Consider the following 10,216-nt stretch of genomic DNA (forward strand, 5'->3'; position numbering starts at 1 on the left):
ATGGCTGCGGTCGACAAGATCGCCAAGACCGGCAAGCGCGGCGCAGCCAAGGACTTGCGCAAGCACGTGCATACCTTGCTAGAATGGTGCGTCGGCGAGGGCTATGTCGAGCACAACGTACTCGCTGGCTATCGCGCGCCCAAGGAAACGCGCGCGCAAAGGGTCGGACGCCGAACGAAGGGTCGCGCGCTGACCGATGAGGAAATCATCAAGGTTTGGGATGCATCCGGCAAGCTCGGGACTTTCGGGCTCCTGGCACGCATGTGCCTACTCGGTGGCCCGCGTCGCAGCGAACCAACCATGATCGAGTGGCAAAAGCACATCATGGATGATCGCATCACCTTCGATGCGGCATGGACCAAAATGGGCCTACACCACGACGTGCCGCGCACCCATCTTGTTGACGAGGTGCTTACCGCCGCGAAACACTTCGAGCGGGCAACCTCGGACTATGTCTTCCCGTCACCAAAGACAGGCGGCCAGATGTCCGGCTTCACCAAGATGGTCGACCGACTGGTCAAGGAAGCGAGCGTCGCCAAGTTCACCATGCATGACTTAAGGCGCAGCTTGCGCACCATCATGTCACGCTGCGGCTACGACAACGAAATTCAGCGGCTGTGTGTTGGGCAAAAACCAAGGGGAATCGATCAGGTCTACAATCATGACGGACAGTGGATCATCCGCAAGATGGCGTTCGAAGCGGCTCACGACTACATTGCGCAGCTGGTCACCGATCAGCTCTTGAATACCGGGGCGCAAGAGCGACGCGCCGGAGATCGCCCGGTCGGTACAGCTGTCAACGACAGTCCAGCCTTGCTTCTCGGCATGCAGGCGGCAGAGCCGCAACTGATCCTCCATCGAGGCGTCTCGTTGATTGTCCGATGAGTAGCGGGCATAGAGCGCGACCTTCATGAGGCGACCTCCTTACTCCGAGAGGCGGTCTCGCGTCCGGCTGTCTGCTTCGGCTTGAACGAAGTCCCGCGCGGCCTGTGGCGCCAGCAGTCGGACCAGATTGGCCGAGGCGTGGATCGGGCTTCGATGACGCAAGCACAGGCGGTTCGTGGGACGCATCGGCGACCACACGAAGCTTTTCGGCTGTTGTACGTCTCGGTCGCGCCACGATCGCGTCCTTGTCCTCGTGCGGAACACTCCGCTTCGTGACAATGATGCCAACTGATAGCGCGTTGGCAAGATAGAAAGATCTTGTAAATCAATGACTTGAATGGAAACGGAGCGAATGCTGGAGGGTGGCAGCGTAGCGGCGAGGCACGGGTCGACCGTCCGTCGTAGCGATCATATTTTGTGATCGCCTCCCTTCAAAGGGGGACGTCTTGCTATGATGGCACTCCCCAGCACCTTGGAGAGGCCGTCTTCATTTGCCGGCACCGATAACAATTCCACCAGCCTTGCACTCCAAGGAAAACGTGGCTATATATCTGGATATAGCACGGAGGCAGGCGATGAGCAACAGTGCGCAGAAGAGAGCCCTCGAGAATTATCGGTCTCGTCTGACTGAGCGCGGCATCGCGCGGTTCGAGATCCAGGCGCTCGACGCCGACCGCGATCTACTCCGATCCCTTGCCCGGAAATTGACGGAGGAAGGTCCGGAAGCCGGGCAGCTTCGCCGCACCATACAGCAGGCAGTGGCGGGCGAGCCTGCGAAAGCGGGCGGCATTCTCGCCGCTTTGCGTCGCTCACCTCTGGTTGGCGCGGATCTCGACCTCGGCCGGCCGCGAGAAGAGGGACGTAAGGTCGATCTGTGACCCGCTATCTCCTTGACACAAACATCATCAGCAACGTCATAAAGCCGGAGCCGTCGGGCTCGCTGCTGGCTTGGATGGGCGCGCAGAAGGACAACGACCTCTTCATTGCTTCGCTTACCGTCGCCGAAATCTGTCGAGGTATCTTGGAGAAGCCGAAGGGCAAGAAGCGGAGCAGCCTTGAAACTTGGTTCGCCGGCCCCGAAGGCCCGCAAGCCCTGTTCGCCGGCCGCGTCCTATCGTTCGACGAGAAAGCTGGCCTCGTCTGGGCGCGGCTGATGGTCAATGGCAAAGCCAAAGGCCGTTCGCGAAGCGTCCTAGACACAATCATTGCCGCCGTAGCCGAAGCTAACGACTGCGTTGTCGTGACCGACAATGAAAAGGATTTCGAGGGCGTTCAGATCATCAACCCGCTCCGTAGCTTTGGAGGCCAGGAGGCAGGCAGGTGACGATAGCTCGAACGGTCCGGCCGATTCATTTCAAGGATTTCGGCGGCAGCGAGTTCGAGCGCCTTGTGTTCGCCTACCACCTTTGCGACGGCTGGACTGATCTTGCTTGGTTCGGCCAGACGGGAAGCGACCAAGGGCGCGACATCATCGGTGCACGTCCGTTCGACGACCAACCGGGCGAGCGCACAGTGATTCAATGCGTCAATCGAGGCAGCCTGACCCAAGCGAAGGCTGAGAAGGATATGGCAGCGGTCAACGCCGCGACGGGCAAACCTGACGCTTTCAAGTTTGTATGCCGCAGCTGTATCTCGGCCCAGCGTCGCGACGAGGTTCGCTCGGCAGCCGCGAAACTGGGCTGGTGATCTGGTCCGGCGCGGAGTTCGAGGAGCATCTGCGGCTTCGAGCCGAATTTCTCCTACGGCGCCTAGTCGAGGGCGTTCCATTTCCTGATAGCGAGGTCGAGCTGCGCAGTTTCGTCGATAAGTTGCAGGACGTCGATGACGACTAGGCCCTGTCGATGTTCGTCCGCGCCTTCGATCAACCGGCGTTTCGGATGCCGTTTCAACAAGAGAGCAATCTCCGCGCATTCCAACAGGCCATCGACGACACAATCCGGGTGCTCAGCACGGGGATATGGCAAACGCGAGAGGGTGCCGAATCCACCGACTTCCCTCGCTTCACCACATCCGCGATGCCGGCATCCGCAGCGCCCTGGAACTAACGGTCCGTGAACTGGATCAGCTCCGACGCCGGTTCAAGGCGCTACTTTCCTCTGGCGAAATCCGGCCTTGCGGCTGCGGCGATCCCGCTTGCCCAACCTTCATGCTTACCGACGCGGCGGCTCGTGAAATGGACCGAGCGCCTAGGCATTCAGGCGAGCCAGCTTTGCCTCGTCGATAACACGCTGAACGCCCTGGAGCAGGAGGTCATGCGCCATCAGTTCGATGACGGCCCTCGCGACCTTGAGATCAACCCGCACCATGTCGCGCCTCGAACTCCGCTAGCTGTTTGTCGAGATCATCTAGGCCTGACGCCGTGCCGGCCGGCTGTATGACGATCCTTCCGCTCTTGTCGATCATGACGGAGCCGATCTGCATGCCGGCCGCCGTTGCCGCCACGATCGCTCGCTTGACGTCGTTCTTTCTGAACGTGCTCGGGGCGCGAGGCATCAAAAGTCCCTTTCCGCTGCATTTGCTCGGAACATGCCTGCGGAGGCGCGGGCAGTCATAGGAATTCTTCGGGGGCGAACTTTTACCTACAGTTAGAGATGGGACTTAAGGCGCTTCCAGACCGAGTCCTCGCCAAGCCCAAATTGGCCTGCAACGATGGAGCAGGCGCTGGCAGGACCTCCCTTGGCTCGCACCGCCGCCCCACGTGTCGACTTAAGGCTGAAGGGCGGTTTACAGAGCGCGTCCACAAGGGCGACAATGGCGATATCGCGGAAGAGATAGGTCTGCTGGCTATCACCGGCTTTTGCGGCGCGGGGGCGCAATCGAAATCTGAGCGGCGTGCTTCGTCAGCAGCTCGCCTGCTTTCCATCTCTCGCCAGAGCTCCAGCAAAGCGTCCTGGGCGAGCCCATCGCCCTCCATGGCGGCCGTCATCATTACAAGGCGGTGGTCGACGTGAGCCGCTGCGAAACGCTTCATTTGCTCTTTCGCAAAGCGCCGTCCGCCGCCTTCACTCGCGAAGCCGATGCTCACGCCGAAAATGTCGACCTTGTTCGATCGAGCCCACGCAAGCCAGTCCACGACGTGTTGGACTGCCTGTTCTTCATCAATCGTTGCCGGCAGGGTCATCGGTTCTCCCTTATTGGGAAGTGCCGCCGGTTCGTCACCGGCGGGCAGTGCTTTATGCGAGGCGAGCGACGGTCTCCGCAAGCGGCTTGCCCAGGATCGTCACACCCCAATTCTTGTTGTCGGAGTGGCTCTCCGTGCCAACATAGGCACATAGGACACGTGCCAACACGGCCGCACCGGCCAAGGATGCGCGATCCCGGGCCTTGACCCGCTAATTCTTCTCAACTCTGCCACGCGAGTGTGGTTTAAGACTGTCGTTGCCCCATTCAGACAAGACGTGGCATCTGCCGCGGGAACAGTTGATCGTCTGGCAAAGCTACCGGTCGCCGAAATTGAGGCCATATTAACCTCGATACCGCTGGATTGGCAGTCACCAGCCGATCGAGACGGAATCGTTGTCTGATGGCGAGATGGTGGTCGTGACGCGCGGGCTAAGTTGCTTTTGCAGGGCTTGAAAAATGGCACATACATTTGACTTTGCCGTTCTCCGCCTCGTCCCGGATATCGCGCGCGGCGAGAGTGTCAACTTGGGTGTGGTCGTATTTCGAGATGGCGAGATAGACGTTCGCCTGGGGGAAGTTCTCACCCGAGCCCGTATGCTGTTTCCAGAGATCACCGACACTGATCTTGAAAGCGCGGTGGGAATTCTAAGCCGGTTGGGTAGTGTTGCCCTCTCGTCTCGGGAGCGACACAGCGCGCTCTCAAGCGTTGGAGCATTCACCCTTGGGGATCTCGGATCGTTTACCGTCAATGACGAAAAGCCCGAGAGCTACCAATCCCAAATGGACATGCTGTTGGCAACGTTCGTTGTTGCACCGCGCTCGGCGATTGTAAGAGCAAAAGGCCCGTCACGCTTGGCGACGGAAGTTCGAAAGTTTCCGCAACGAGAAGGTGCTCGCCGCTATCCGCGACGTTGGAGCCATCTCTGAGCATAAGATCCCTCCGGAATGGCCCATACCGAGCCGCCCAGCATTCGAGCTGATTTGGCGCTCCGCAATAGTGTGATGCGCGTCTGTGAACTGGTCGACCTCGACTTGATCGAGGATGGACCGCCCCCTCCGGCACTCTTCGAGGGGGTTATAACACTCGACGTCGCGCAGCAGGAAATACAGGCAGAGCAGCGAGTTTTCGCATACCGGGCAAAGGGACCCAAGGCGAGAATCGATGAGGCCTTGGCGATCGCTCGCATGCATGCTTCGGAGATCGTCGACTGGAACAAACCTGATCAGCGCGAAGGTTTTATCCATCAGTGGGTGATGGCAGCCCGCTAGTTCATAGCTCGCTAACCTGCTGGTGCTCTTAACCAGTTCGGGCTGATATTTCGTCAGCTCAGCGTGGTAAGGTGCGAAGCATGTCCGACAAGGGAAAAGCAATCGTCGAGATCAATCGACAGCTGGCGGCTGGTAGATGGCCGGTTGCTATGCTGGAGTTGCCGAAGGTGCTAGAAAAGCGAGAGCGAGAGTTCGGCTTCTAAGATTGTCCGCGCTTTCGACCCTTCAAAGGGATCACATGTCCAGGTCCCATTTGTCGACCCACAAACGGCGGATCCGGCTGCTCGGTGAAGTGTGGATCAAAAGCTATCCAGTCCTCCTCACGATAGCCGTAAACCCCATCCCACCAGCCTTCAGACAACTCTGCAGATACCCAAGGGATCTGCTCAGCTTCTTTCCCCTCATCCTCATTGCCGCGTTTCAGCGGAAGGGCGGTGGCCGGACTTGTCCACATGATGCCGCCTGAGGGCAGCTCCAGGTATTCGCAATAAGGAACGTCGGTGCACTCGTCGACCGCCTCGGCGAGCTCCTCTAAGTCGGCGACGAGAAGAAACCGACGATATCCTGATTCTTTATTAGGCGGACGAGGTAGGCTGGCATGGATCTCAGATGCTTTCTACAGAACGATTTTCTTTTTGACCTTTGGTCTCTTAGATGACGGACGAGCCTTCTCCTCCCGACGGCGCTTTTCAAGCTGTGCTTCGCGCACCTGTTGGTATTCGCGAAGTCCGTCGTGAAATTCGCGGCTGCCGGCAGCCTTCTGCGTGCTTTGTCCGATCATTTCGGACGTTATGAGCTGCAGCGCTCCGCAAAACATTGTGTGTTCAGCTGCCATCCTATCGAAAGTACCGTCTTCGTGCCAACGATCGACTGAGTCTTGATCGAGGGCGCCTTCTCGAGCTTTGCTAAACCATTCGCGGCCTCGTCCTCGATCCGGAGATCATTCACAATGACCTCCTGCGGCCAGTAGCCGTGGACCTCCTAAAACTTTGCAGAAGTACTGAGCGCCATCTGCATCTGTCTCATGAGCTCGTAAGGCTTTCCTGCGCCCCGGATGATACGAAGCATGTTGGCAGCACAATCTCGGATCGCCCACGAAAATTCGTCGCGGGAAAACTGCTGATCCTGCTTACGATCGCTCTCTTCCCTGCCCGGCCCGTCGCCGTCGATAACCTTGAATGACACTTATACCTCCCGCCACCCGGTAGGGGACTAGACTGCACCCTCACGGCCACACCGCCAAGCTCATATTGTTGCGCTGCCTCTTGCGCTATCGCCCTGGTTGCGCTTAGCTCAAGGAAAGGCTGGGGGGAACTACTCATGGCAATGACAATCCACGATGCAAAAATCGCGATCGGGATGTTGGCCCGCGGAGATAATCAACACGACGTAGCAGCTTGGTTCGGAGAAAACCAAGCGCGCATTGTCGAGGCATCTCAAGGAAAGTTCGGCACGAACGAAGCGGCGCCAGCTGCCGAATTGCCACCTAAAGGTCCACCCGGCATCAAGGGGCGCCGCCTGCACGCCTTTGTCGAAAAGGCAATAAAAGCACTTGAGGCGAGCGATAATGCTTCCGCTCTCCAGAGCCTGAAAGACGGTATGGATCGCTACGATCGATCAGAATAGTCGCTGTCGCGCTCAAGAGCCTTGCGGCAAGGTGGGATCCAGACGAGCGCCGGATTTTCACGCTGCATTTCTTTCGACCAGACAAGCCATGCGTAGCCGGTTGCGGTGGAAGCCAACCGGTCCACTCTGCCCTTAATCATCGGCACGCGTTCCGAGAATTGCGCAAATCTGCAGGGCGGATGTTGGACAAAGAGATTACGATAGCGGCCGACGCTCTCGATGAATACCGTCCTTGCAAGGATCGCTACCCCCTTCCTTGCCACGATTAGCGACCGCAGGACGAACTCCTCCGCAAGCCGAAACGGTGGATTTGTTATGACCCAATCTACTGCGTTCGCTTCATATGGGACCGCTAAATAGTCCCGCACCGCCCCGAACCCATAGGCATGAATGTCCGAGGCTAATACCTGCCCGAAGCTTTCAGCCAACGGTCGCGCCATGTAGCCAACTCCGCACGCGGGCTCCAAAACAGACTGCTGGTTAAAGGGCCCGAAGTCTTTCAGCACATGAGCAAGGAGCGCCCGCGTTGCCCACGGCGGGGTCGGAAAATCGTCCCGACTATCAGAGGCTTCGGTACGCTGCGCCATGACAGCGTGAGATCTGTTCTGTGCCATCACATGACCATACGCGATTTGTGGAGGAAGGGAATCCCTCGATTTGAGCCCGGGTCAAGCCGACGCACTGCGGCTTGCGTTCGCGCTCCGGTTGCGATTGAATTCGGGCCGGTGATGGGGGAATCAGAATGAGGTCGATAATTGCAGCCGGCGTGATGGCACTCTTGCTATTGGCTAGTTCGGCGCCGACGGCTGAAGCTCAGTTCGAACTGTTGGCATTCGCCGTCTGCAAGAAGATCCCGGGCGACGCAGACAGATTGAAGTGCTTCGATGCCATCGGGAAAAAAGGCGAGGATGAAGACTCAAGCACCGAGCCCACTCCGGTCAGAGGTAAGTGGACGTTCCGAGAGAGCAAATCCCCGATCGATGACAGCGATCAGCTCGTCGCAATGCTCCAGGGCGAAGCCGGTGAATCGTTGCTGATCCTCAGATGCTGGGAGAACAAATCGGAGGCCGTCTTTATCCCGCCCGATCTCGTTATTTCTGGCACCGCAAACCGCTACGACCTTCTAATCCGGATCAACGGAGATTCACCCGCAAGAGTGGCTGGTATCGGCAGCACGAACGGAAGGGCGATTTTTATTCCCGGCGCTCGAGACTTTATGAATTTGCTCCCGGACCAAGGCAAGCTGTTCATCAGAGCAACTGGCTTTCAAGGCAGCTTCAGCGACGGCACTTTCCTCTTGAATGATGTCACAGCCGCACGGAATCGGATCGCAGTGACCTGCCGCTGGACGACATCTAAGTCGAGCTCAATGAAGCCGAGCAAATGAGCTTGTTGACGCATTTTGGGGCGACATCATGAAAGCATGGCTATCTGTTCTGGCTGCGATCGTTGCGCTGATCATCGGCGCACAATTCATATCGATCTTTGTCATTCAACCGATCGGCGCCCTACCGGAAGGCCGCACGGTCATTTTGATGCGCAAACCCTGGACCAGCGCAAAAGGGCTGGCATTCATCGATAGCCCAGACGCGTTCTGCGCACGAAACAGCGGAGGTGTTACGCTGCTGTGCCGCGGCATCACAGCAGGAGCGATAGCGAAGAACGCGACAATTCTGGCTCGACTTCCTTACTCAGCGACACTTTATGGCATTAGCACTGGCGGCCGGACCTACGACCGGTAAGGGTTCGTCCGGTACCCGTCCATCTTGACTAGAGAGAACGCTAATGGACGAATTCGCAATGCTTCTCGCGGAGTTGGACCGGTGCAAGGCAGAATTCGAGCACCTGCAGAAGGACCTCAGTCTCGCGACCGGCACCGGGCGGACCGATGTAGCTGCGCTTCAAGATACGGCACGCCGGATGAGCGGCATCGCAGCCCGTCTTGAGGCTGTGACGCGTGCGATCTCAAAAGGCACGGCCACCGGAGTACATTGAGCACTCGCGCTCCTTGCCTGCCGAAACGCTTTAAGTCCGCGCTGGACCGGATCTCGGGCGCCTCACCCGACTCGCAGATTTTCCGCCGAGTCTTTTCCGCGGTTGTTCACGACATCGAAGCTAACCTTAGCTCCCTCTGCCAAGGAGGTGTAACCAGCCTTCTCAACCGCTGAGATATGGACGAAGACGTCCTTGCCGCCGCTGTCAGGTTGAATGAACCCGTAACCCTTCGTCGGGTTGAACCACTTCACAGTCCCCATAGCCACTTCAACTTCTCCATTTTGCAGAAACGAAAACTAGTACCGGAACTCAGACAAAAGCAAGGCTATCGTCTGGACGCGCGCACTCCCTCGGCTCGGCCCCTGCGGGCGAGTTTCACGCTGCCAACTTCGCCGGGACAACATCATCGTTGCAACGATGGATGATGCGCGTGGCAATAGTCTCTGCCGAAATGGTAGTGATCTGAGCGAAGCCGCCCACCCAACATGGCGTCCGGCCCTCAGCGTAGTCTCGGCTAGCGATGTCACGCTGTGTTTTCAGCGCCGCAATTGCGTGCGCTTCCAGCGTTGCCGGCGCCTTCTCTATTGCCGCACGGATCTCTCGCTCGTCCGCCTCGCTGATGCACGGACATGGGTTGAAGCCCCGCGGAAAATCGATCACGCGCCATGGTTCGAGGTGCTCGCCGCCGGCCTGCAGCGTCGTCATCCGGAAACCGGCCGGGCCGTGCTGTTCTGAGATTCCTGCGACCGAAACTTCAAGTGGACCCGCAGCACCCATTGCGGCCATCCTGGCATTCAGCTCCATAAGCGTGGGACCGATTGCCTGCTTGAAGTCGTCAAAGCCGCTAGCCGCCATCGTCGACAAAGCGAGCGACACGGCCTGGAAAACAACAAATTGCTCAGCGCGGACCGTTGCGGCTGCTTTGAACTGGGGCAACAGGACAGCCTTGTTGCAAATCGCAGTGATTGCTTGATCTGCTGTGTTCCAGACAAGCCCGTCCGAGACGAGATGCGCGCCATCAGAGGCGACGATAAGGTTAGCTGCCGACACTATAAAAATCCTTGAACTGAAAATTGACAGTCCGTAATTGCGAGGCCCAATCGACCGGCGAACGCCGCCACCGCAACAAGCGCCACGAAGCCTATAACCTGCTTGGCTGTGTTGCCACCGCCCCACCGAGCGGATAGGAGACAAACCGCACATTGTTTTTGGCATCAATGCGGCGACGTCGCCATTCTCGGTGCGGATTCCGGGGATTGCGGCCAGAGATTCCGATTGAACGCGACCATGCATTCCGATCGAAGGCGGCCACCCGTTC

18 protein-coding genes and 2 pseudogenes are annotated in these 10,216 nt (G+C 58.3%); 11 read left to right on the forward strand and 9 right to left on the reverse strand.

Annotated features, from left to right (window positions below):
- Window positions 1-729: pseudogene (locus AC0L21_RS37385) on the forward strand (tyrosine-type recombinase/integrase); the annotation flags it as partial.
- A 21-nt stretch (window positions 730-750) separates the two neighbouring features.
- On the opposite strand, the pseudogene AC0L21_RS37390 reads toward AC0L21_RS37385, so the two are convergent.
- Window positions 751-912, reverse strand: a pseudogene (locus tag AC0L21_RS37390) (recombinase family protein); the annotation flags it as partial.
- Between the two features lie 548 nt (window positions 913-1,460).
- Between AC0L21_RS37390 and AC0L21_RS37395 the strand changes: the two are divergent.
- The 3 genes from AC0L21_RS37395 to AC0L21_RS37405 are packed head-to-tail and all read left to right on the forward strand — an operon-like array spanning window position 1,461 to window position 2,571.
- Window positions 1,461-1,763, forward strand: coding sequence for a hypothetical protein (locus AC0L21_RS37395; protein WP_317245359.1), 303 nt, complete (start codon window positions 1,461-1,463; stop codon window positions 1,761-1,763).
- Window positions 1,760-2,209: a type II toxin-antitoxin system VapC family toxin gene (locus tag AC0L21_RS37400; protein ID WP_317245360.1), complete on the forward strand. Its 450-nt coding sequence runs from the start codon at window positions 1,760-1,762 to the stop codon at window positions 2,207-2,209. Before AC0L21_RS37395 ends, AC0L21_RS37400 begins: the two co-directional genes overlap by 4 nt.
- Window positions 2,206-2,571, forward strand: a complete 366-nt coding sequence (locus AC0L21_RS37405; protein ID WP_473266963.1) for a hypothetical protein — start codon at window positions 2,206-2,208, stop codon at window positions 2,569-2,571. The genes AC0L21_RS37400 and AC0L21_RS37405 overlap by 4 nt, the downstream gene beginning before the upstream one ends.
- Window positions 2,572-2,633: 62 nt before the next feature.
- On the opposite strand, the gene AC0L21_RS37410 is transcribed toward AC0L21_RS37405, so the two are convergent.
- Together AC0L21_RS37410 and AC0L21_RS37415 are read right to left on the reverse strand one after the other, a co-directional pair.
- Window positions 2,634-2,777: a hypothetical protein gene (locus AC0L21_RS37410; protein WP_473266965.1), complete on the reverse strand. Its 144-nt coding sequence runs from the start codon at window positions 2,775-2,777 to the stop codon at window positions 2,634-2,636.
- A 400-nt stretch (window positions 2,778-3,177) separates the two neighbouring features.
- On the reverse strand, window positions 3,178-3,378 hold the full coding sequence (locus AC0L21_RS37415) for a hypothetical protein (protein WP_473255613.1): 201 nt from the start codon (window positions 3,376-3,378) through the stop codon (window positions 3,178-3,180).
- Window positions 3,379-4,464: 1,086 nt separating this feature from the next.
- Between AC0L21_RS37415 and AC0L21_RS37420 the strand changes: the two genes are divergently transcribed.
- From AC0L21_RS37420 to AC0L21_RS37430, 3 genes are all read left to right on the forward strand, one after another.
- Window positions 4,465-4,935, forward strand: coding sequence for a DUF3037 domain-containing protein (locus tag AC0L21_RS37420; protein WP_473255612.1), 471 nt, complete (start codon window positions 4,465-4,467; stop codon window positions 4,933-4,935).
- A gap of 18 nt (window positions 4,936-4,953) precedes the next feature.
- Entirely contained in the window at window positions 4,954-5,277 is a 324-nt protein-coding gene (locus tag AC0L21_RS37425) for a hypothetical protein (protein WP_473255611.1), read from the forward strand.
- 80 nt (window positions 5,278-5,357) lie between these two features.
- Window positions 5,358-5,480 (forward strand): hypothetical protein, encoded by a 123-nt coding sequence (locus AC0L21_RS37430; protein ID WP_473255610.1) that lies wholly within the window; start codon window positions 5,358-5,360, stop codon window positions 5,478-5,480.
- Here the strand turns inward: AC0L21_RS37430 and AC0L21_RS37435 are convergent.
- From AC0L21_RS37435 to AC0L21_RS37445, 3 genes are all read right to left on the reverse strand, one after another.
- Window positions 5,477-5,731 carry a hypothetical protein gene (locus AC0L21_RS37435; protein ID WP_473255609.1) on the reverse strand — a complete coding sequence of 85 codons (255 nt, stop codon included), beginning with the start codon at window positions 5,729-5,731 and terminating at the stop codon, window positions 5,477-5,479. The genes AC0L21_RS37430 and AC0L21_RS37435 overlap by 4 nt on opposite strands.
- 162 nt (window positions 5,732-5,893) lie before the next feature.
- Window positions 5,894-6,112 carry a hypothetical protein gene (locus tag AC0L21_RS37440; RefSeq protein ID WP_473255608.1) on the reverse strand — a complete coding sequence of 73 codons (219 nt, stop codon included), beginning with the start codon at window positions 6,110-6,112 and terminating at the stop codon, window positions 5,894-5,896.
- 146 nt (window positions 6,113-6,258) lie between these two features.
- Window positions 6,259-6,462, reverse strand: coding sequence for a hypothetical protein (locus AC0L21_RS37445; RefSeq protein WP_438742998.1), 204 nt, complete (start codon window positions 6,460-6,462; stop codon window positions 6,259-6,261).
- Window positions 6,463-6,597: 135 nt separating this feature from the next.
- Between AC0L21_RS37445 and AC0L21_RS37450 the strand changes: the two genes are divergently transcribed.
- Window positions 6,598-6,903 (forward strand): hypothetical protein, encoded by a 306-nt coding sequence (locus AC0L21_RS37450; RefSeq protein ID WP_473255606.1) that lies wholly within the window; start codon window positions 6,598-6,600, stop codon window positions 6,901-6,903.
- Here AC0L21_RS37450 and AC0L21_RS37455 read toward each other — a convergent pair.
- Window positions 6,885-7,490 (reverse strand): methyltransferase domain-containing protein, encoded by a 606-nt coding sequence (locus tag AC0L21_RS37455; protein WP_473255605.1) that lies wholly within the window; start codon window positions 7,488-7,490, stop codon window positions 6,885-6,887. The two genes, AC0L21_RS37450 and AC0L21_RS37455, sit on opposite strands and share 19 nt — an antisense overlap.
- 155 nt (window positions 7,491-7,645) lie before the next feature.
- On the opposite strand from AC0L21_RS37455, the gene AC0L21_RS37460 reads away from it, so the two are divergent.
- From AC0L21_RS37460 to AC0L21_RS37470, 3 genes are read left to right on the forward strand one after another with little or no spacing between them, the layout of a single operon-like run.
- On the forward strand, window positions 7,646-8,290 hold the full coding sequence (locus AC0L21_RS37460) for a hypothetical protein (RefSeq protein WP_473255604.1): 645 nt from the start codon (window positions 7,646-7,648) through the stop codon (window positions 8,288-8,290).
- A 28-nt stretch (window positions 8,291-8,318) separates the two neighbouring features.
- The gene (locus tag AC0L21_RS37465) at window positions 8,319-8,645 is read left to right on the forward strand and encodes a hypothetical protein (RefSeq protein ID WP_473255603.1); all 327 of its coding nucleotides are present in this window, start codon (window positions 8,319-8,321) and stop codon (window positions 8,643-8,645) included.
- 43 nt (window positions 8,646-8,688) lie between these two features.
- A complete protein-coding gene (locus tag AC0L21_RS37470) occupies window positions 8,689-8,898 on the forward strand; it encodes a hypothetical protein (RefSeq protein ID WP_473255602.1) in 210 nt (69 codons plus the stop codon).
- 62 nt (window positions 8,899-8,960) lie between these two features.
- On the opposite strand, the gene AC0L21_RS37475 is transcribed toward AC0L21_RS37470, so the two are convergent.
- On the reverse strand, window positions 8,961-9,164 hold the full coding sequence (locus AC0L21_RS37475; protein ID WP_317245370.1) for a cold-shock protein: 204 nt from the start codon (window positions 9,162-9,164) through the stop codon (window positions 8,961-8,963).
- A gap of 109 nt (window positions 9,165-9,273) precedes the next feature.
- A partial coding sequence (locus tag AC0L21_RS37480) for a hypothetical protein (protein ID WP_473266967.1) occupies window positions 9,274-10,216 on the reverse strand: 943 nt, incomplete at its 5' end.

The sequence above is a fragment of the Bradyrhizobium sp. WSM4873 genome (assembly GCF_055811355.1).